The sequence below is a fragment of the Kluyvera sp. EC_51 genome (assembly GCF_019584505.1).
Taxonomy (GTDB): Bacteria; Pseudomonadota; Gammaproteobacteria; order Enterobacterales; family Enterobacteriaceae; genus Kluyvera; species Kluyvera sichuanensis.
Genome location: NZ_VDAG01000013.1, coordinates 12,765 through 34,135, shown reverse-complemented (window position 1 = coordinate 34,135; position 21,371 = coordinate 12,765). Strand labels below are relative to the sequence as shown.

Sequence of the window (21,371 nt, the reverse complement as noted above, 5' to 3'; positions counted from 1 at the left end):
CATTTCCCCTCACCCTAACCCTCTCCCCCAGGGGGAGAGGGGACCGATTAGTGGTGCGCGGGCTGTGGTGCCGTTTCTGGTTTATTTTCTGCGGATTGCGGTGCGCCATAACGTTTGGCGTACAGCGCGGTAATAATCGGTACCAGAATCGCGGTGACAATCACGCTGGCGGCGACCAGTGCCGTAGCGGATGCCGCAACCGGGGCAAACGACGGGTTAATCTGTGCAATGATAACCGGGTTCGCCACGGCAGCACCGGCTGCAGAAGAGGCGGCAACGCCTGCGGTACCATTACCACCGCCAATCACGCGGTCAGCAATAATCAGTGGAATACCGGTGATAACGATAACCGCCACGCCCAGTACGATACCCAGCAGGCCGGTGTCGAGGATCACTTTCAGGTTGATGGTGTTACCCAGCGCGAAGCCGAAGAACGGAATCAGGACCGGCGTGGCTTTGCTGAAGAACGCACGCAGGTCGTGGTCCAGGTTGCCGAGGGTGAAGCCAATCAGGAATGGCAGCACGGCGCCGATAAAGTGGTGCGGCTCAAAGGAGGCCAGGCCTGCGGAACCGAGGATCACCATGGTCATCAGCGGGCCGGATTCCAGCGACATCAGCACGAACGCACCGGACTCTTCTTTAGTGCCGTACTGGTTCATCAGGCTGGCGTACAGACCGCCGTTGGTCATATCCATGGCTGAAACGATCGCCAGCACGGAGAGGCCAGCAAAGAAACCGGTCTGAATACCTGTGTCAGGAATAAAGGATGCCGCAATCATGGCAACGACCCAGGCGACGGCGATTTTGGTCAGCACCAGCGTGCCGGATTTGCGTAATACCGTGCCGGTAGCGCGTAAATCAATGGATGCCCCAATACAGAAGAACCACACCGCCAGAATCGGTACCGTTCCGCCAATCATACCTTTCGTGAAAGAGCCGAAATATTCACCGGTTGTTGGGGCCAGGGTATTTAATACCGCGCCTAACAGTAACGGGATAAGCATCATCCCGCCAGGGATTCGTTCCATTGTTGCTTTGATTTTCATGTGACATCCTCGCTTCGTATCGCCCAGGCGACAGAAGAGGTTAAGTATAATAATTTCAGTGTGTTATATGGCTATCATCTGGTGTTCTTATGTCAGTCAGCTTTCGTGTTAAGGGAAACTTATCGACATATTTAACGCTGTTTCGGAAGTTATAATGCATTTGTAGAAATGATGATTCAATGAAAATAAAACAGTGTTTTATATATATAGATCACATATTTCAAATGTTGACATTGAGCGCACCTAAAAGATAAAAACGGTGTGAAGTGAATGTGAAAAATTCTGAAAAAACTCTTTTCGAAATTGAGGTGAAAAAACATCGCGAAGCATGCGGTGGGTCTAGCGTTGAGCGGGAAATGAGCAGGTAAATGTGAGCGGAATATTTCGCTTTGGTAGCATGATTCAATCTTTTGTTAAGTTGATCACAATATTAATCGCTGTTAGGGTAAATAGGATTGTCCCTCAAACGGTCATTTTCCGAGGGGCGGCTTTTTAACTGACTCGCCAGCAGGCCCAACAGGTTTGATTGTCCGCAAACATCGACTCACGCAGACATGCAAACCTGCTACGCTTGGATAAACGGAACCAGCATCTCCACGGTTCCCTTTACGCACCCTCGCAAACACATCGTGTGTTTGTCGCCACTGGGTGTGCGTTCAAGGCGAAATTGAACGAGGAAAACCATGCTTAAAAGGAAAAAAGTAAAACCGATCACGATTCGTGACGTCACTATCATCGACGATGCCAAGCTGCGCAAAGCGATTACCGCGGCTTCACTGGGTAACGCGATGGAGTGGTTTGACTTCGGGGTTTATGGGTTTGTGGCCTATGCGCTGGGTAAAGTCTTCTTCCCGGATGCCGACCCCAGCGTGCAGATGATTGCCGCATTGGGTACCTTCTCCGTTCCCTTCCTGATTCGTCCACTGGGCGGTCTGTTCTTCGGGATGCTGGGGGATAAATACGGTCGCCAGAAGATTCTCTCCATCACCATTATTATTATGTCGCTCAGTACATTCTGTATTGGTCTTATTCCTTCGTACGAGACTATCGGTATTTGGGCACCGATCCTGCTGCTGCTGTGTAAAATGGCGCAGGGCTTCTCGGTCGGCGGTGAATATACCGGGGCGTCTATCTTTGTCGCTGAATACTCTCCTGACCGTAAGCGCGGTTTCATGGGCAGCTGGCTGGACTTCGGTTCGATTGCCGGGTTCGTGATGGGTGCGGGTCTGGTGGTACTGCTCTCTACTGCGGTGGGTGAGGCGAACTTCCTTGAGTGGGGTTGGCGTATTCCGTTCTTCGTTGCGCTGCCGTTAGGGATTATCGGCCTCTATCTGCGTCATGCGTTAGAAGAGACCCCGGCGTTCCAGCAGCACGTCGATAAGCTGGAGCAGGGCGATCGTCAGGGTCTGCAGGATGGACCAAAGGTATCGTTTAAAGAGATTGCCACCAAGCACTGGCGTAGCCTGCTGGCATGTATCGGTCTGGTTATCTCCACCAACGTGACCTACTACATGCTGCTGACCTACATGCCGAGCTACCTGTCGCATAACCTGCACTACTCGGAAGACCACGGTGTGCTGATTATCATCGCCATTATGATCGGTATGCTGTTCGTGCAGCCGGTGATGGGTCTGCTGAGCGACCGATTTGGTCGTCGTCCGTTTATCGTGGTGGGTAGCATTGCGCTGCTGGTGTTCTCGATTCCGGCCTTCGTGCTGATTAACAGCAACTCGATTGGTCTGATTTTCTCCGGCCTGCTGCTGCTGGCGGTGATCCTGAACTGCTTCACCGGGGTGATGGCGTCGTCGTTACCGGCGATGTTCCCAACCCATATCCGCTACAGCGCGCTGGCGAGTGCCTTTAACATCTCGGTGCTGGTTGCCGGTGTAACGCCGACGCTGGCCGCCTGGCTGGTGGAGTCAACGCAGAACCTGATGATGCCGGCTTACTATCTGATGGTGGTGGCGGTAATCGGCCTGATGACCGGTGTGATGATGAAAGAGACCGCCAACCGGCCGCTGAAAGGCGCAACGCCTGCGGCATCGGATATGGCCGAAGCGAAGGAGATCCTTCAGGAGCATCACGACCATATCGAGCATAAGATTGAAGATATCGATGCCGAGATTGCCGCGCTGCAGGAGAAACGCTCGCAGCTGGTGATGCAGCATCCGAAAATTAACGAGTAGGCCGTGCCCGATCCTAGGGTCGGCGTAAGCACCGAAACATACCAATAAAAAACCCGGCTGATGACGCCGGGTTTTTTGTGCTTATCGTTCGCGGAACGCTTCGGCTTTGGCCCTCAGAATCGGCTTCAGCAAATAGGCCAGAATGGTTTTCTTGCCGGTAATAATATCCACCGATGCCACCATCCCCGGAATAATAATCAGCGGTTTTTCATCGCTGCCGAGGTGGTTTTTCTCCGTACGCAGACGAATAACATAGAAGCTCTTGCCGTCTTTGTCCGTCACCGTATCCGGGCTGATTTGCTCCAGCTTAGCCTTCAGGCCGCCATAGATGGTGAAGTCATAGGCGGTGAACTTGACCATCGCTTCCTGTCCTGGGCGCAGGAAAGCGATATCCTGCGGGCGAATTTTGGCTTCAATCAGCAGCGTATCATCCAGCGGGACAATCTCGACCAGGTCGTTGCCCGGCTGGATAACACCGCCGATGGTGTTGACCATCAGTTGCTGGACGATGCCGCGTACCGGTGAAGTGACCAGCGTACGGTTAACCCGGTCCTCGATGGCCTTGCCGGTGGCGGTGAGCTTACTGAGTTCGGTGCGGGCTTCGTTGAGCTGGGACAGCGCTTCACTGCGATAGCGGCCGCGCGTCTCACCCATTTTACTTTCAATCTCTTTAATCGCCGCCTGGGCTCTTGGCACTGACAGCGTGACCGACTCCAGCTGCCCGCGGGTTTCCACCTCGGAACGGCGCAGGCGCAGCACCTCGACCTTCGAGATGGCCCCTTTGGCAACCAGCGGTTCAGACATGCTGATTTCCTGTTGCAGCAGCCCCAGGCTACGGCGGTACTGCTCGCCTTTGGCTTGGTAATCCAGCAGCTCCTGTTTCTTCTGCACCAGTTGCTCATCGAGGCCAGATAGCTCGCTCTGAATCCGTTTGTTCACGCTGGCAAAGAGCTCCATTTCGCCGTTAGCGATATCCGGAGACTTCTCCACAATATCCGGTGACAGGGTGAGGGTTTCTTTGCCATCCAGCTGTGCGGTCAGGCGTTGAATACGCGCCTCCAGCGCCAATCGGTCGGCCTCGGACTCCCCGGCGTTAGAACGAAAGCGGGTATCGTCGAGACGCAACAACGGCGCGCCTGCTTTGACGACTTCCCCTTCGTGCACGAACACTTCAGCGACAATCCCCCCTTCCAGGTTCTGGATTTTTTGTAGGCGTGAGGAGGGAATCGCTTTGCCGTCGCCGCGCGTCACTTCGTCGATTTCGGCCAGCGATGCCCAGGCAATCATGATGATAAAGAAGCCGAGGATCGCCCACAGGGTGATACGCACCACGCGCGGAGAGTCATCGAGTAGCGCTTTGTTCACCTCGTTTGAGGTGAGCGTTGAGGCGTTTCTGTCGCCAAAAAGCCACTTCATCATTCGGTTAACGTTGCGCATGAATTTGTCCCTTCTTCAGTGCGGTCATGACGCTTTCTTTCGGACCATCCGCGATGATTTTGCCGTTATCGAGGATAATCAGACGATCAACCAGCGTCAGCAGCGAGGCGCGGTGGGTGACCAGCAGCAGCGTTTTATTGCTGACGAGCGGCGTTAGCGCTTTTTTAATCAAATCTTCGCTGGTGTTGTCCATCGAACTGGTGGGTTCGTCCATCAGGAGCACCGGCGGGTCGAGCAGCAGCGACCGCGCCAGCGCGACGGCCTGACGCTGGCCGCCGGAAAGATTCATCCCGCGTTCCCCAACCTGCATGTTGTAGCCGGAAGGGTGGCGACGGGCGAACTCATGTACGCCAGCCAGCGTGGCCGCGCGCAGCATCGTCTCTTCATCAACGTAGCTGGCACCGCTCAACAGATTATCGCGCAGCGTTCCGCTGAACAGGTGAATATCCTGCGGCGCGTAGCCGATGTTATGCCGGACATCGTGGACGTCGAGCTGGCGGGCATCAATGCCGTCAATCAGGATGGTGCCTTCATCTGGCTGGTAGAAACCAACCAGCAGCTTCGCCAGCGAGCTTTTGCCGGAACCGCTACGGCCGATAATCCCCACCTTCTCGCCCGGCTCAATTTTGAGCGAAATGCCGTTTAACGACATGTACTGGTTTTGCGGGTAGTGGAAGGTCACGTCGCGGAACTCGATAGCGCCAGAGAGCGTTTCACGCTTCAGCGGCACTTCGTCCTCCTGCACTTCCTGGTCAAGATCCATCATGCGGTCGATGGTGGCCTTGGTCATTTTGGCGCGCTGGTAGCGGGTTATCAGGCTGCAAAGTTGGCCAATGGGCATCATGGCACGGCGATTGAGCAGGTAGCAGGCGATCAGGCCGCCCATACTGAGGTTACCGGCAATAATGCTGTACACGCCCACAACAATCATCACGACGCCGGCAATTTTCTGGATCCATGCCGTCAGGTTGATTGCAAGATAGGAGAGCGATTTAACCCGCAGCTCCAGCTTGCTCAACTGGCCGATAATCTGTTCCCACTGATACTGACGTTCGCTTTGCGCGTTGTTGACCTTAATCGCGTCCAGGCCGGTAATCGTCTCAACCAGCATGGCCTGACGTTCAGTGGAGAGGCGATAGGTTTTTTGCACCTGTTCCAGCAGCGGACGCTGGAGCATCCAGTTAATGCCCAGCGCAATCGGATAACAGAGCAGCGGAATCAGGGCGAGTGGGCCGCCAATAATAGCGATAACCAATAAAATCAATAAGGTAAACGGGAAGTCGATGAGCGCCGTCAGGGTGAATGACGAGAGGAAATCGCGTACCGACTGATACTCCTGGAACTGCTGCGTAAAGCCGCCAACTCGCTGTGGCCGCTCTTTCATCTTCATGCCCAGCAGGCGTTCAAACAGCGCTGCCGAAACGATGAGATCGGTCTTTTTCCCCGCGATATCAAGACAAATACCGCGTAATACCTTCAAAATAAGATCAAACACAAAGGCGATTGAGATGCCGATTGCCAGCACCCAGAGCGTGGCGGTGGCCTGGTTTGGCACCACGCGATCGTAGACGTTCATCACGAACAGCGGCGTAGCAATCGCGATCACGTTGATGATAAAACTGGCGACAACCGAATCCAGGTAAAGGAATTTCGACAGTTTTAACGTGTCTTTAAACCAGGAGCGGGTGCGTGGAATCGTTGCCGTCGGCTGGCGGTCGTATTCGTGTCCTGGCTGGATAAAAATGGTTTTCCCGCTGTAGTTTTCTGCCAGCGCTTCGCGCTCAAGCACTATTTCACCGCCTTCCGTTTCGGTTGTCAGAAGACGGGCGCGCTGCTGGTCGTCCCATCCGATCAGCACGGCGGCCTGATCGTTTTTGAGGAGTACGATAGCGGGTAGCGAAATGGCGGTGATTTTTTCCAGCGGCCGCTGCAGTACGCGTGCTTTTAGCCCCGCGCGTTTCGCCGCGCGTGGGAATGCGCTGAGCGTAAGTCGATGTTCATCCAGCGGCAAACCGCCGGTTAATACGTTGCGACTGGTCACGATGTTGTGCAACTGGCAGACGATCATCAGTGAATCGAGCAGGGGATCGTCATGATGTTGCCGCGGATCGTGCCTGATGGTGTTATCAGCAGAAGCAGTCACTTGCTCAAGTGGATCAGTATAAGACGCCATAGTCAGACCTTATATACCAGCGAATAAAACTCGCACAGGCTGAAGAGTATAAGGGGTTACCTCACCGTAAAGTAAGATAACCCGCAGGCCCAAAATCGATTATTTCAGTTCGGGTAAGTTGTTGTGTGCCGTCTGCTGCTCATCCACCGGCTGTGCGGCCGTTGGTGCCTGAATATTCAGCTGTTTTAGCAGATCGCCAATACGGGCGTTGATGCGGTAGGTGGTGAACATCTCCACAAACTGCATTTCGACGTAGCGGCGCTGGGCGGTGAACACTTCGTTTTCGCTGTCCAGCATATCCAGCAGACTACGCTCGCCGATGCTGAACTGCTCCTGATATGCGGTGCGCACCACGGCACTGCGATCGGCGTAATCTTTGGCGATCGGCACCTGCTGTTTGGCGTTCTGCCAGGCGTTCCAGGACAGACGCAGCTCCTCATCCAACTGGCGAAGGGCGTTGCGTTTGACGTCCTGCGCTTCCTGCATTTTATAGGCATAAGATGACAGCTGTGCTTTATCGCTGCCGCCGTTAAACAGGTTGTAGTTCATGCGAACCATCGCCTGCCACTCCTGATCGTGACCACGCGTACCGTCGGTGTTGTTATCCATGCGGCGGCCGAGGTCGACATCCACGCTCGGGTAGAAGCGTGATTTCGCGGCTTCATACTGCTGACGGGTGGCTTCAACATCTGCATCGGCCTGCTTGAGCAGCGGGCTGTTTTCCAGCATCTGCTTACGGGCTTCAGCCTGAGAGCCTGGAACTTTGGTCGTCATCGGCATTGACAGGCCGCTCGCCTCTTTGCCGACCACGCTGTAGTAGTTGGCCTGGGCATCTTCGAGGTTGGTTTGTTCGGTCAGTAGGTTGTTTTTCGCCTGCGCCAGACGCGCCTGCGCCTGCTCAAAGTCAGCCTTACGGCCTACGCCCTGTTCGGTGCGCAGGCGAATTTGGTCAAAAACGCGTTCGTGGTTTTTCAGGTTATCCTGCGCCAGTTGCACCATTTTTTGACGCATCAGAACGTCGAGATAGCTTTGAATCGCATTCAGCGCAGTCAATTCACTGGTGTTCATCACCGTGTAGGCCCGGGAGTTCACTGTCGCCTTTTGCCGGGCCACTTCGCTGGTGGTGGCAAAGCCGTTAAACACATTCTGGCGCAGATTAAGGCTGGATTCGCTGCGGTTCAGGTTGCGACGATGATCGTTAGCCGCACGGGTGCTGGCGTTATCGGTCTGCTCCCAGCCGGTACCGGCGGAGAGGTTTAAGGTAGGCAGATAGCCGCCTTTTGCCGCCCGCAAATCCTCATCGGCAGAATAGCGGCTGTTGACCGACGCGCTCACCTGCGGGTGCCAGAGCAAGCTGTCTTTAACGGCCTGTTCGAGCGTGGCCGCACTCACGCTGCTGGCGAACAGTAGCGGCAGAGAGAAGCTGGTGAATACCCGAATGTGTTTGTTCATGATGTCGCCCTTTCCTTACGTTTATTTCCCTGGCTACGGGTTTTGGCCACCAGAGGCAATGTCATTAATATCATTTACTGCTAAGGGTTCATCCAGACCAATAACGGTGGCTATGACGAACTATGAATAAAAAGAGTCGGCGGTAACCGACCCTAACGCATCAGGCGTCCGTATCCGGCTGCGGTATTAAATGATCCAGCTCCGCAATATTATGGGCATTCCAGCTATCCGCCCCCTCACCGCCAGAACTTTCCGCCGGAACATCCTGAACGTGTCCCGCCGTCTCGGTATTTTCCGCTGGCGCTTCTACCTGAATCATTGAGCTGACATCATTGGTGCTGTCATCGTGGATAATCTCGCTGAGGTCGATAGTCTCCACCTGATGTGTATCTGTCGTCGCCGTTGAGGCTGGTTTATCCTCTAGTGGCTCGGCGTTCTGGGCGGTATCGGCCTCATGCAGTTGGCTATCAATATCGTCCAGCAGCATGCTCAGCGATGTCTCAGGGCTTTCGTTAGCCACGCTCTGCACCTGGGATGTATCCTGCTCAATCGCGCTGAGATCGATAGTTTCATTGTCGGCCAACAGGCCAGCGGTATCCTGATCTGCTGCGGCATGGTCGTTCGCTGAATCCGTTTCCTCTGCCTGACCTGCGGTGTCGATCGTCTGGTTTCCGGCAAGGTTATCCGCCGGTTCGCTGGTGTCGGTTTCACCGGTATTCGCGGTATCGCCAGGATCGGTTGTTGCCGTATGCGTATCGTTGTCGCTCAACGCCGCCAGATTTGCGGAGTCGCTTTCCGTTGAATGATCGTTTGCCGATACATCGTCGGTATGTTCGGTTGAGTCAACGGTGCTGACGTGTGCCAGAGTCGCGTGGTGAACGTCTCCCTCCGTCGATAGCGTATGAGTCGAATCGTCCGCGTGGTTATCTTCACCGCCAGCGAGGACGATTGAGTGATCGCCGCTGTTGGCATCAATCGGCCCGGAAGACGGCGATGAGTCGTCGACGTCGGTGACAACATCGACCTTGACCGAGCCCAGATCGGTTATCTGCGTCGGTGATGTCAGGGTTAAATGCGCATCCAGATGGGTGCCATCTGGAACATCGATGGTCAGATTCCCATTGTCGTCCGCCGTATAGTTAACGCCCTGATAGTTGACGGTAGCTTTCGGTGCTAACCCACTGAATTTGATTGAGGTAATGTTGTGATCGCTACTTCCCTCAATGTTGGCATCAATATTCAGGTCGTATTGCCAGGAGACTTTACTGTCGGAATGGCCGGGATCCAGGCCTTCTTTCCCCGTTCCGGAGATAATTTCAGTTAAGCGGTTATTACCATAAAACGTTTGTCCATTAACGGTAAGGTTGACGCTTTCGATGTAGTTAATGTTGCCGTTGACGTTTTTTGTGCCATCCGTGTTGCTCCACGATGAATCGCCAGGGACAAAGATGTAGTCGTGCGCAGTACTGCTGCTGGCTTCACGGTTGCCGTTGACCGCATTCATTGCGTGCTGGGTGTTATCTCCCTGCGTGTAGGTACTGCCATCGTGCAGAATAAAGATATCGGACTTACCCACGGTACCATTCGCGTTACCGGAGGTGTATTCATGGATGTTGGATGAAGGGATATCCTTAGAAACATATTTCCCAACATCGCCTTGAGACACCCATACAACGACATTCGCCCCAACCGCCACAATCATACCGCTGCCGTCGATATCAAAGCCGTTACCGCTAGGATCTTTGCTACCGCCGTTAACCTCGATGACCTTTGTAGGGTTAGAGGCGGTAAAGTTGACGTTGAGGGTGATGTCGGAATCGGCGTCTGAATCGGAGTCTGAATCGGCGTCTGAATCGGAGTCTGAATCGGAATCGGAGTCTGAATCGGAATCGGAGTCTGAATCTGAATCGGAGTCTGAATCTGAATCTGAATCGGCGTCCGCATCGGAATCGGCATCCGCGTCGGCATCAGCGTCGGCATCGGCATCGGCATCCGCATCCGCGTCGGCATCCGCATCCGCGTCGGCATCGGCATCGGCATCGGCATCCGCGTCGGCATCGGCATCGGCGTCTGCATCAGCATCGGCGTCTGCATCGGCGTCGGCGTCTGCATCAGCATCGGCGTCTGCATCGGCGTCGGCATCCGCGTCTGCATCCGCATCGGCATCCGCATCGGCATCCGCATCGGCGTCTGCATCAGCATCGGCGTCTGCATCAGCGTCGGCATCGGCATCGGCATCGGCATCCGCATCCGCGTCGGCGTCTGCATCAGCGTCGGCATCCGCATCGGCATCCGCATCGGCATCGGCGTCCGCGTCGGCATCAGTGTCCGCATCGGCATCAGCGTCCGCATCGGCATCGGCGTCGGCATCGGCGTCCGCATCCGCATCTGCGTCGGCATCGGCGTCCGCATCCGCATCTGCGTCGGCATCGGCATCGGCATCGGCGTCCGCGTCAGCATCCGCATCTGCGTCAGCATCCGCATCTGCGTCGGCATCGGCGTCCGCATCCGCATCCGCATCTGCGTCGGCATCGGCATCGGCATCGGCATCGGCGTCCGCGTCCGCATCGGCATCCGCATCGGCATCCGCATCGGCGTCCGCATCAGCATCTGCATCGGCGTCCGCATCCGCATCGGCATCAGCGTCGGCATCGGCATCTGCGTCTGCATCCGCGTCGGCGTCGGCGTCAGCATCTGCGTCGGCGTCCGCATCTGCATCTGCGTCGGCATCGGCATCTGCGTCCGCATCCGCGTCTGCATCCGCGTCGGCGTCCGCGTCGGCATCAGTGTCCGCATCGGCATCAGCGTCGGCGTCCGCATCAGCGTCCGCATCGGCGTCGGCGTCCGCATCCGCATCGGCATCGGCATCTGCATCAGCGTCTGCATCAGCATCGGCGTCTGCATCAGCATCGGCGTCTGCATCTGCATCAGCATCGGCGTCTGCATCAGCATCAGCATCAGCATCAGCATCAGCATCAGCATCGGCGTCTGCATCAGCATCTGCATCAGCGTCGGCATCTGCGTCGGCATCTGCGTCCGCATCCGCATCCGCATCTGCGTCGGCATCAGCGTCGGCATCGGCATCCGCATCCGCATCGGCGTCTGCATCAGCGTCGGCATCGGCGTCGGCATCGGCATCCGCATCCGCATCGGCGTCTGCATCCGCATCTGCATCTGCATCCGCATCTGCGTCGGCGTCCGCATCGGCATCTGCATCGGCATCTGCATCCGCATCCGCATCCGCATCCGCATCGGCGTCGGCATCGGCATCCGCGTCGGCGTCGGCATCGGCATCGGCATCGGCATCGGCATCTGCGTCGGCATCCGCATCGGCGTCGGCATCCGCATCGGCGTCGGCGTCCGCATCGGCGTCGGCATCGGCATCGGCATCGGCGTCGGCATCCGCGTCGGCATCCGCGTCGGCATCTGCGTCGGCGTCCGCGTCGGCATCAGCATCGGTGTCTGCATCGGCATCGGCGTCCGCATCCGCGTCTGCATCCGCATCGGCGTCGGCGTCTGCATCCGCATCGGCATCAGCGTCGGCGTCCGCGTCGGCATCAGTGTCCGCATCGGCATCCGCGTCGGCGTCGGCGTCAGCATCCGCATCTGCGTCGGCGTCGGCATCGGCGTCCGCATCCGCATCTGCGTCGGCATCGGCATCGGCATCGGCATCGGCATCGGCATCGGCATCGGCGTCCGCATCGGCATCCGCATCGGCATCCGCATCGGCATCCGCATCGGCATCCGCATCGGCATCCGCATCGGCGTCCGCATCAGCATCTGCATCAGCGTCCGCATCGGCATCGGCGTCCGCATCGGCATCTGCGTCCGCATCGGCATCTGCGTCCGCATCCGCATCGGCGTCTGCATCCGCATCGGCATCAGCGTCGGCGTCCGCGTCGGCATCAGTGTCCGCATCGGCATCAGCGTCGGCGTCCGCATCTGCGTCCGCATCGGCATCGGCATCGGCATCCGCATCCGCATCGGCATCGGCATCGGCGTCCGCATCGGCATCTGCATCAGCGTCAGCATCGGCATCTGCATCTGCATCTGCATCAGCGTCGGCATCTGCGTCGGCATCTGCGTCCGCATCCGCATCCGCATCCGCATCCGCATCCGCGTCGGCATCCGCATCCGCGTCGGCATCGGCGTCCGCATCGGCATCAGCATCCGCGTCGGCGTCGGCATCGGCATCGGCATCCGCATCCGCATCCGCATCCGCGTCGGCATCGGCGTCGGCATCCGAGTCGGCATCTGCGTCGGCATCTGCGTCGGCGTCCGCATCGGCGTCGGCATCCGCATCGGCATCCGCGTCGGCATCAGCATCGGTGTCTGCATCGGCATCGGCGTCCGCATCCGCATCAGAATCTGTGTCCCCGCCTACTGCATCAGATCGATCAAGAACCGTGAGTTCTTCTTCTATTGGCGTATGGGGGAAGTCGATACCTTCAGTTGGGTATCCGGCTGTAGGGTCGACTCTTTCACCGGTCAGATCGAGGATGACGTGGGTGTGCGCGCCACCGGCGCCGGGTTCACCGCTGCCGGAAGGAGATTGCGGGCCAGCGGCGGTCGCTTCAAGTATTTGCGTGGGGTCCTGGCCATCGGCAATGGCTTGCTGTATGGCCGCGATGTCGGTTTGATCGCCCGTCTCTGGGGAAAGTAAGGCATTCTGGGCACTGTCCCAGTGACTGTCGCGGCCGAGATCCAGGCTTTTTCCATTTGGGAGAGCAATGGTAACGGCGCCGGCTGCGCCAGTTTCTATCTGTTCGCCAGTCAGGATTCGATCGCCTTCAGTCAGCAGTCGTCTGCTGCCATCTGGCGAAATAGCAAAAACCTGACCAATGATTGTTTTGATGGTTCCGGCTATACCGTTCATCCGCGCTCTCCTTCATTTCTACGGGTAATTCCTGTACCACGCAAATATTGATTGAATACAAAGACTACTCGCCTTTACGGACCAGGCCGTCTGGCTTATATAATTAATATTTCTTATCTTTCATCATCGTAATAACAGTATTACGAATGGTACGCGTTATTCTTATTTGAGAATAAAGTTGGTGGAAAGAATATTCTTTGATTTTAATGTTGTTTCAATGGAAATGTCTTGTAAAGAATTGGTAGGTATAGACAGGGTTTTATGATGGTTTTAAGGCTAATTATATTTCAGGCACAAAATCATGTGCCTGAAATAGTGAGGATAAGCGAGCGTTAAATCAGTCTTTCATCGTCATCGCCGATGAGACCTTCCAGCCCGCTCAGCGTTTGACGTGCCTGGGCACGGTTAAGCAGTTTGCTTTGCGCGGCAGGCGGTAGGTCGGTAATGCTGATGATTCCCTTGCTCATCAGCACTTCGATAAGGTCTTCCAGTACGCGGATCATGTTGAGGTCACTCTGCTGCAACTGCTGTATTGTTGCCGCACGAATGCTTTCTACTTTTAGCCATTCGCTGATTTCCGCGGTGGCCACTTCGCTCTGCTCGGTCATTCCGGCGAAGGCAACGGTCTCAACCCGAACGATCCGTCCTTCACCATCACGTTCAATAAAGTGCATGGCTTCTCTCCTGAGAGTTAATGTAATGTGCTGGCATCGCTAAAGTAACGGCCCATTGCGCCGTACAGGCCGATTTTCTCCAGCACCGCCAGCTCACCTTCCGTTTCAACACGTTCGGCGATGAGCGGCAGATTGATCTGCCGTGTCGCCCAGTAAATGGCCTCGATAAATAGTTTTTTATCTTCTTCTTCGTTGATGTGATGGATGTAGCCACCATCAACTTTGATCCAGGCAAGCCCCCACTGCGGCAGGTTGCCAATCAGGTGGAAGCGGCCGCCAAAGTGCTGGATGCCCAGACCACAGCCGAGATCCTGCAATTTTTTCACCAGAATGCTGACGCGCTCTGGCTCAGGCAGTTCGTTTTCATCCAGCTCCAGCGTGAGCCGTGGCGCCAGATGACGTGCGGTTTTCAACGGCTGGAGCAGGGCGTTCAGACTGGCGTCGTCTGCCACGCTCTCCCCGCTGATGCTGAGGGCGAACGCATCGGTACTGTGTTCCATCGCGCGCAGGGTCTGTTTGAGCATTACGACGTCCATTCGACGGCCCAGAGCCAAGCGACGCACCCAGGGAATAAAGCGACCCGCAGGGATAATTTCACCCTCTTCATCTTTGATGCGAGCAAGTATTTTTCTATGCAGAACAACGTGTTGATTGTTGCACTGATATACCGGCTGTGAATAAAGCTCGAAAGCCTCTTTATCCAGAATCGCGCTCAGGCGCTTGTGCCAGTCGTGGTGATCTTCATCCGGCTCCTGTTGTGCCGCGAGGTCTGGGTCGGCAAAGGTGCGCATATCCGCTTCTGCCGCAACCAGAATCTGATCCGCCTGGCGCAGCAGCATTTGCGGGGAATCACCGTAGTGGAAAGCTACGGCGGCGAAGTGGGCAACCGGGTTGACGTCGCTCAGCCCGGTTTCATACAGCGCCTTCAGCTGGGTATTGAGTGAGCTGGCGAAGCTGTCCATCTCTTTAGGCAGAACCGGTGCGGTGATAAGGGCGAACTCACCACCGCGCACGCGGGCGACAAAGCCTTCGCTGTGGAAAAAGCGCTGCTGGAGAGCGTCGAGGATCCCGGCGACGGCCTGCAGCAGTTTATCGGTATTGGCTCCGCCGAGGCGCTGGTTCAGGCCCATCAGGTCCTGAACGCGCAGCACTATCAGGTTGCCGTCGGCACTTTCTTCATCGCTCAGGCGTGTCTGGAATTTAATATCAAACGACCGGCGGTTGTTCAGGCCGGTCAGGCTGTCGTTGTAGGCTTCCTGGCGAAGCGTTTCCGTGCGTTGCGCCTGCTCGCTGAACAGAGCTTTGAGCTGGGTGACCATCATGTTCGTGGCTTCAACCACTCGGCGCAGTTCCGGCGTTTTGGGCAGCGCAGGTAGGCTCAGGAATTCGCGACGGCTGATGGCCATCGCCTGCTCGACGATGTAGTTCAGCGGGCGCAGACGGTTACGCAGCAGGAACATCGCACCGAGAATGCACAGCACGCTACAGCCCGTCAGCCACAGGAAGCTCGCAACCAGCGTGCCCCACAGGCGCGCGAGGGCAAACATGGGGTGGCTGATAACCTCAACGCGTGCGGCCTGCGTCCAGCCGCGCATGACCACGGCTTCACCCTGGCCTGGATTCAGATGCACCATACGCACAAACCAACCTGGGACATTGGCGCTAGGTGGGACGTTCTGGCGTTCAATAATCGGCTTGCCGGTTTTGATATCCACGACCTGAATGCGGTAGAAGTAGCCGCTATCAAAAATCGAGTTCACCATCAGTTCCGTCATCACCGGGTCGTCAATATGCGCGGTCAGCGAGAGCCCCAGCGCCGTGGCGGCATCCTGAGCATGCGCGCTTAGCTGGTTGTGGTACTGTTCACGCGAACTTTCCAGCGTGGCAAAAAAGTTGCCGCAGAAAATCGTCAACGTAAACAGGCAGATGCCAATCAGTAGCTGTTTATAGAGGGACATGACCGCTTCCTATTCATTAATTACAAACCCTTCTGCACGCATCCTGGTGAGAAGATCCTGCCAACGAGAGAGTCTTGTACTGTCGCCGACGCGCTTGCTGCCGCTTGCCTGTGGTATCCACAAACCCTCGCCATTAAATGAATAGACGGGGAGCAGGTCGCTACGGGCGGAGGCGGGCAATATGGCGGGTTTGAGGTTATCGAGAACCAGCGGAATTGCATCCGGGCTCGAATACCAGGTGACGACCATATGTGCCTGATTTAATTGTAATGCTTTAACATAGGTAATTCTTAATTGGCTGGCAGGAACGCCTAATTCGCGTAGGGTGAAATATTTCGCCAGCGCGTAGTCTTCACAATCTCCTGCGCCTTTACGCAGGGCTTCTACCGGCGTCGCCCAATAATCTTCCTGGCCCCATACCGTCATATCATCAACAAAGCGGATCCGCGAATTAAAAAACTGGTTTACGCGGTTCAGGGTGGTATGAATATCGCCAGCCGGCGGCTGCTTCAATAACATTTCCCAGGCGTCGATATTACGCTGCGCGGTCGGTGTCGCCGGGCCGTAAAGCTGCCGGGTTCGGGAATTAATGGTATTAAAGTCCCAGCCCGCACCAATTTGTAGCGGCACAAACAGAAGCAGGGCCAGGCATAACGATAGCCAGCGCTTCCAGTAGAATACGTCAGGGAGCCTCATTTAAGGGACGCTCAGCATCACGAAATTACGCCTTAATGCCATGCTGGCTGCGCCAGCGTTTGCGGTAAGCAACGTAGCCAGAGAGGTAGTGCTCTACGTCGTCGATACGTACCCGGAAGCTGTGGTGACGAATAAAAAAGCTCCCCACAATACGGGATGGTTTTTTGAAGAACATGGCCAGTTCAGGCCAGAAGAAGCCGTTCGCGAGGTAGCGCGCTCGCGTCTCCAGCGCCAGATTAAATTTCTCCATATCGAAGCCCTCGAGCAGTTGCCGGTGCTCGGACTCGGCCAGGCGCGCCAGCATATGCGAGGCCGCCATCATCAATTCCAGCAGCGTGGGGTAGGTGGTAACTCGCTGAAGCACGAAATCCAGGTAATCACGAACGTTATCCAGGCCGAACTGATAGTAGCGCGCAAGCGGGCGATACAGCGTGAGCTCGTTTACACAGTAGCTTAGCCAGTGGTCGTGGGCCTGCCAGTGTTTCTGCTCGATAAAGTGATCCATGGCGCGCTCAACGATGGTCAGCCAGCGGGGGGCTTTTGTCAGGCCATACAGACGCATCAATGCGAAGGTGGCTTCGCCATCGTAATAGATGATGCGGTGCTCGGCCTTCAGCGACAGATCGGCGGCGTGCAAAACGTGGTTAAAACCGCCAGTATCCGGTTTTTGCATAAAACCGATACCGTTAGCCAGACGCTGCATCTGCGGGAGATAGCGCTCATCACCGGTCAGTTCGGTGTACTTAACCATCGCCAGAATACAGACTGCATTACCGCCTAGTTTAATCTCGCCGCCCGTATCTGTCAGGAAGTCAGCTTCGCTGCCGTCCAGGAGCGTGCGGGTGGCAATAAGCTCGGTCGACAGGTCATGCAGCGCGCGCTCAATGGCTGCAAACTGGGTTTTATCCTGCGTCACCTCCCAACCTTCGAGCAGCGCATAGGTTGAGCTGGCATGGCGCAGGGCGTTATAGGTTGGGATCGCGCGGTCGAAGCACGGGAACCAGCCGTAATGATAGCGGCCCGATTTTTTTACCTGGCGTGCCAGATAGTCGGTGGCAGAGAAAATCATCGGCTCCAGCGCCTCTTCCTGCCAGTGCGACAGTTGGCGATAGCCGGCGTTGCGGCCGTTGGATTCGATGGGGTAGACCTTTTCGCCATCACAGAACAGGCTGCGGGTGTTGAAGCGCCAGATAAGCTGTTCCGGTTTATCCGGCCAGCGCAGCGCGTTCCCGAAACGCCAGCGTGCGTAGTGCGCCAGGTTGGCGGCATTGGGCGTCGCTACCCCCTCGCTGCCGTGATACAGCAGCGCGTTGGCGTTAATTTCCTGCTCCAGAATGGGTTGCGTAAAATCAGGTGTGAAGCTCAGGCCAAAGCGGAAGTAGTTACGTTTGGTCTTACTGAGCTTATCCTGCAGTTCATCCCAGCGCAGGGTCTGAATTTTGTTGACCAGATCGGCACGTAGCCAGATCGCTGGCCGCGACTGCTGGTTCTCCCAGCGCTGTAAATTGTCTACCGCGCGCAGCCAGGCTTCATCCAGCGAATGACCGCAGGCATAGGCGGTATAGGCACGTTCCTCGCCATTGCTGGCGCTGAGGAAGAGGATGTAGCCTGGAAAGGGGGACGGTTGCGCGGCGGCATGAAATGCGTCGAGTTCAGGGCGCACATACGTAAGTAAACGGCTTAGCGACATTTAAGCTCCTTGTCATGGAATGACGCCCTTGTCTGAGATTAATCGTATCAAAATAACATTACGTATTGCGATTTATGTATTCTACATTTTTACTATATTGCCCTGAAAATAGAAAATAACCCTATTGGGCGCAAATAATTTGATGGCGAATGGCACCGCATTTTCCAGGAGAAAGAATGGATCAGCAAAATGAAAAAGGACTTTTAGACGACGCCTGCTGGACAGCTGAATCCCTAATGCAGGCTGTGCCGGGACGTTGGCTCACCCCTCTACCTGAAGGATGGCGGGCTACAGGGGTGTCGATTTTTGCGCCGGCCATGCAACCGGGCAATATGGTTTGCGTGCGTGCGGAAAACGAAGTCGGTGGCGTCATCGCAGAGCGACTCGATAAGCTGCCATACCCGCCAGCCGCTCTTATTATCGATAATGCCCAACTGGCAGTCGACAGCAATGTACCGGTGTATCTGGTTGACGATCGCAATGAAGCGCTGCTGAGTATGGGGCGATATGCCCGCGATCGGATGCAGGGCAACGTGATTGGAGTAACGGGGAGCGCGGGAAAAACCACCTGTGTCGCCATGCTTACCGCCGCGCTTGCCGAGTGGGGGCCGTCTCTTGGCAGCATGCAAAATGCGAATCTGCCGCGCGGCATCGCGTGGAATATCGCCTCTATGCCCTGGGATACGCCGCAGGTAGTTCTGGAAATGGCGATTGGCCGCATGGATATCAGCGCGCGCATGGTGCGGCCGACCGTGGCAGTGGTGACCAATATTCAGGCGGTTCATCTGAAGGAGAACCAGTCGCTGCATGATATTGCGCGCACTAAGGCCATGATTTTTCTCGGCATGAAGCCTGGCGATATTGCGGTGCTAAATCGTGAGATGCAGGAGTGGGACTGTATTTATGCGGCTGCGGTGAAGCAGGATTTGCGAATCGTGACCTATGGCCAGCAGGAAGGGTGCGACTGCCGCCTGATAGCCTATGACCCGGTTACTCTCAGCGTGACGGCAGAGATTTTTGGCCAGCGCCTCGACTATACGATGCAGGCGGAAGGCCTACATATGGCGCTCAATAGCGTCGCCACGCTTGCCGTCGTCTCTTCGCTAGGCTATTCCCCCGAGGCGGCGCTGCCGAGGCTAACCCGCTTCCAGGCGCTGCCGGGTAGAGGCGAAGTCAATCATCTGACGGTGGCGACCCATCCGCTAACGGTTATTGATGATGCCTATAACGCTAATCCTGGCTCCATGATGATGGCGGTTGCACAACTGAGCGAATCAGTCCTGCCGGGAAGAAAAGTGCTGGTGCTGGGCGAAATGGCTGAGTTAGGCGATGAGTACCAACAATATTATCGTGCGTTGATTGCGAATATTAATCACAGCCAGATTGATGCGATTTACCTTATTGGCAATACATATCAGTCCTATGTCAGCATGATGGCTGAAAATAAGCGATATATATTGCTGGATGACGTTGATGCATTTAAAAAAGTTTACCTTAAGGATATTCAGGATAGCGATATTGTTTTATTTAAAGGCTCGCATTCCGCACAGGTATGGAAATTAGTGAGCTGGTTGAAGCTGTTGGCCGCTCGCTAGACCCTGCGCACGTGGGCAGGGTGACTATCCTTCCCGATGCAGTAAATCCGCATAAATCCCGGTTAACACCCCCTGAGGGCCAAACTCCCGTTTGATCCACTGCGTGACCTGGCCGTTGGCCGAGTGCTGGGTCGCCAGCAGCATGCGGGAGTCCTGGCGTGGGTTGTTGATTTTCCGGGTGACCAGCAGCGACTGTGCTTCCGCGTCGCGCACCATGTAATCTGGCAGAAAACCAATCCCTTCGCCGAGGATCTGGCACTCGCACTTGGTGTTGAAGTCCGGCACCAGAATGGATTCCTGCCCGTGCAGCAGCCAGCCAACCTTTTTATTAATAGTGTGCGCGGTGTCCTCCACCATGATGTTGGGATAGAGGCGCAGCTGGCTTTCGGCAATGGGCTCCGGCATAAACGCCAGCGGGTGAGATGGGGCGATGGCAAAGGCCCAGCGGATCGCGCCAATTTCGGTGTAATCAATACCGCCGCCGTCGAGCAGGGTATCCGGCGCGCCGATGGCGATGCTGGCCTGATTATTGATAATCGAATCCCAGACGCCGTTGTAGACCTCGGTGGTGACGGTTATCTGGCAGGTGGGGAACTGCTTTTTCAGCACCTGCAGCAGCCGGGCGGTATGCTTTGGCGTATAGAGTAGCTGGTTAATGCAGATGCGTACCCGCGCTTCAATGCCCTGAGAGATTGTGTCGATGCTGCGCTTGATGGCGTGGAAATCATTGAGCAGGTCACTGGCTTTGCGAAAGAAGTAGCGCCCGGATTCGGTCAGCTCAATGCTGCGGGTGCTGCGGGTAAACAGCACCACGTCGAGGCCCGTCTCCATGCGCTTGATGGTATAGCTGATGGCGGAGGTAGTGAGGCCCAGCTCCTCCGCCGCCTTACTGAAGCTGCCAAACCGCGCGGCGGTGGTGAACGCCAGCAGATTCTCTTCCGTAAAAATTGAGTTCATTCACCTGCTCCTCGGTTCAGCTATTTATCGGGCCTCTTTAATGAGATGAATGTATTGGTTGAGGTGATTATTGGGCAACCATTTTTGAATAACTTTTAAAACCCGCCTACGCGGCCTCTTTCGAGGTGGCTTCGCTCAGCTTGCGCCCGGTATATTCGGAGATAATCCCGACGCAGTTTCCCGCCAGAAAGCCCAGCAGCGTGACCCACCAGTTCATTCCGGTGGCGAAAAACAGCGTCATGCCGAGAAAGCCGCCGGGGATAAACGAGGTGAGCCAGAATCGCCCCTGCCAGACCACCACGGCGGAGAACGGCACCGTCATGACCACGCCCGCCCAGAAGGGCGACAGGCCGCTCACTGACGCCAGCCAGCCGGAGGCCGCTGCCGCGAGAAATGCCCAAACGGCGCCGGAGTAATTGACAAAAAGGCTCTTCACAAAACCTGCCTTGCCGCCGCCCGCCGCATAAAAACTGCAGAACGCCACAAAGCCAATCGTACCTAATAATTCCCAGCCTGGGGCCAGCCCAACCTGCGAGGACACCATCTGCCAGAGACCTGCACACACTCCAACGGTAATGCCCGTAGCGGTGAGTCCGTTCATCGTTGTTTCCTCTCATGTAGTGGTAGTGGT

At 56.1% G+C, this 21,371-nt stretch carries 13 protein-coding genes; 2 read left to right on the top strand and 11 right to left on the bottom strand.

Annotated elements, in window-relative coordinates; genetic code table 11:
* Window positions 1-47: 47 nt before the first annotated feature.
* Window positions 48-1,046 (bottom strand): 2-keto-3-deoxygluconate transporter, encoded by a 999-nt coding sequence (kdgT, locus tag FHC49_RS04715; protein ID WP_185668497.1) that lies wholly within the window; start codon window positions 1,044-1,046, stop codon window positions 48-50.
* Between the two features lie 683 nt (window positions 1,047-1,729).
* Here kdgT and proP point away from each other — a divergent pair.
* Window positions 1,730-3,232 (top strand): glycine betaine/L-proline transporter ProP, encoded by a 1,503-nt coding sequence (gene proP, locus FHC49_RS04710; protein ID WP_185668498.1) that lies wholly within the window; start codon window positions 1,730-1,732, stop codon window positions 3,230-3,232.
* 81 nt (window positions 3,233-3,313) lie between these two features.
* On the opposite strand, the gene FHC49_RS04705 is transcribed toward proP, so the two are convergent.
* The 8 genes from FHC49_RS04705 to FHC49_RS04670 form a co-directional block, all read right to left on the bottom strand.
* Window positions 3,314-4,669 (bottom strand): HlyD family type I secretion periplasmic adaptor subunit, encoded by a 1,356-nt coding sequence (locus FHC49_RS04705; RefSeq protein WP_220438960.1) that lies wholly within the window; start codon window positions 4,667-4,669, stop codon window positions 3,314-3,316.
* A complete protein-coding gene (locus FHC49_RS04700; protein ID WP_220438959.1) occupies window positions 4,656-6,842 on the bottom strand; it encodes a type I secretion system permease/ATPase in 2,187 nt (728 codons plus the stop codon). Before FHC49_RS04700 ends, FHC49_RS04705 begins: the two co-directional genes overlap by 14 nt.
* Window positions 6,843-6,941: 99 nt before the next feature.
* Complete coding sequence (locus tag FHC49_RS04695) at window positions 6,942-8,294, bottom strand: TolC family outer membrane protein (protein ID WP_220438957.1); 1,353 nt, start codon at window positions 8,292-8,294, stop codon at window positions 6,942-6,944.
* A 160-nt stretch (window positions 8,295-8,454) separates the two neighbouring features.
* Entirely contained in the window at window positions 8,455-13,170 is a 4,716-nt protein-coding gene (locus FHC49_RS04690) for a hypothetical protein (RefSeq protein ID WP_220438956.1), read from the bottom strand.
* 332 nt (window positions 13,171-13,502) lie between these two features.
* Window positions 13,503-13,844, bottom strand: a complete 342-nt coding sequence (locus tag FHC49_RS04685) for a tryptophan synthase subunit beta (RefSeq protein ID WP_185669265.1) — start codon at window positions 13,842-13,844, stop codon at window positions 13,503-13,505.
* 17 nt (window positions 13,845-13,861) lie between these two features.
* On the bottom strand, window positions 13,862-15,802 hold the full coding sequence (gene lapD, locus FHC49_RS04680; RefSeq protein WP_185669266.1) for a cyclic di-GMP receptor LapD: 1,941 nt from the start codon (window positions 15,800-15,802) through the stop codon (window positions 13,862-13,864).
* 9 nt (window positions 15,803-15,811) lie between these two features.
* Window positions 15,812-16,498 (bottom strand): cysteine protease LapG, encoded by a 687-nt coding sequence (gene lapG / locus FHC49_RS04675; protein ID WP_185669267.1) that lies wholly within the window; start codon window positions 16,496-16,498, stop codon window positions 15,812-15,814.
* Window positions 16,499-16,523: 25 nt separating this feature from the next.
* Window positions 16,524-18,188 (bottom strand): Mur ligase, encoded by a 1,665-nt coding sequence (locus tag FHC49_RS04670; protein WP_220438955.1) that lies wholly within the window; start codon window positions 18,186-18,188, stop codon window positions 16,524-16,526.
* A 176-nt stretch (window positions 18,189-18,364) separates the two neighbouring features.
* Here FHC49_RS04670 and murF point away from each other — a divergent pair, with 176 nt between their 5' ends.
* Window positions 18,365-19,783 carry a UDP-N-acetylmuramoyl-tripeptide--D-alanyl-D-alanine ligase gene (murF, locus tag FHC49_RS04665; RefSeq protein WP_220438954.1) on the top strand — a complete coding sequence of 473 codons (1,419 nt, stop codon included), beginning with the start codon at window positions 18,365-18,367 and terminating at the stop codon, window positions 19,781-19,783.
* Window positions 19,784-19,807: 24 nt separating this feature from the next.
* Here the strand turns inward: murF and FHC49_RS04660 are convergent, their stop codons facing one another.
* Together FHC49_RS04660 and FHC49_RS04655 are read right to left on the bottom strand one after the other, a co-directional pair.
* Entirely contained in the window at window positions 19,808-20,740 is a 933-nt protein-coding gene (locus tag FHC49_RS04660; protein WP_185669270.1) for a LysR substrate-binding domain-containing protein, read from the bottom strand.
* A gap of 106 nt (window positions 20,741-20,846) precedes the next feature.
* Window positions 20,847-21,341, bottom strand: coding sequence for a DUF1097 domain-containing protein (locus FHC49_RS04655; protein WP_185669271.1), 495 nt, complete (start codon window positions 21,339-21,341; stop codon window positions 20,847-20,849).
* Window positions 21,342-21,371 lie beyond the last annotated feature (30 nt).

Excerpts from the sequence above, each read along its gene's own strand:
- FHC49_RS04685 (WP_185669265.1), bottom strand. The coding sequence starts at position 13,844 with ATGCACTTTATTGAACGTGATGGTGAAGGACGGATCGTTCGGGTTGAG.
- FHC49_RS04670 (WP_220438955.1), bottom strand. The coding sequence starts at position 18,188 with ATGTCGCTAAGCCGTTTACTTACGTATGTGCGCCCTGAACTCGACGCA.
- proP (WP_185668498.1), top strand. The coding sequence starts at position 1,730 with ATGCTTAAAAGGAAAAAAGTAAAACCGATCACGATTCGTGACGTCACT.
- kdgT (WP_185668497.1), bottom strand. The coding sequence starts at position 1,046 with ATGAAAATCAAAGCAACAATGGAACGAATCCCTGGCGGGATGATGCTT.
- FHC49_RS04655 (WP_185669271.1), bottom strand. The coding sequence starts at position 21,341 with ATGAACGGACTCACCGCTACGGGCATTACCGTTGGAGTGTGTGCAGGT.
- FHC49_RS04690 (WP_220438956.1), bottom strand. The coding sequence starts at position 13,170 with ATGAACGGTATAGCCGGAACCATCAAAACAATCATTGGTCAGGTTTTT.
- murF (WP_220438954.1), top strand. The coding sequence starts at position 18,365 with ATGGATCAGCAAAATGAAAAAGGACTTTTAGACGACGCCTGCTGGACA.
- FHC49_RS04660 (WP_185669270.1), bottom strand. The coding sequence starts at position 20,740 with ATGAACTCAATTTTTACGGAAGAGAATCTGCTGGCGTTCACCACCGCC.
- lapG (WP_185669267.1), bottom strand. The coding sequence starts at position 16,498 with ATGAGGCTCCCTGACGTATTCTACTGGAAGCGCTGGCTATCGTTATGC.
- FHC49_RS04700 (WP_220438959.1), bottom strand. The coding sequence starts at position 6,842 with ATGGCGTCTTATACTGATCCACTTGAGCAAGTGACTGCTTCTGCTGAT.
- FHC49_RS04705 (WP_220438960.1), bottom strand. The coding sequence starts at position 4,669 with ATGCGCAACGTTAACCGAATGATGAAGTGGCTTTTTGGCGACAGAAAC.
- FHC49_RS04695 (WP_220438957.1), bottom strand. The coding sequence starts at position 8,294 with ATGAACAAACACATTCGGGTATTCACCAGCTTCTCTCTGCCGCTACTG.
- lapD (WP_185669266.1), bottom strand. The coding sequence starts at position 15,802 with ATGTCCCTCTATAAACAGCTACTGATTGGCATCTGCCTGTTTACGTTG.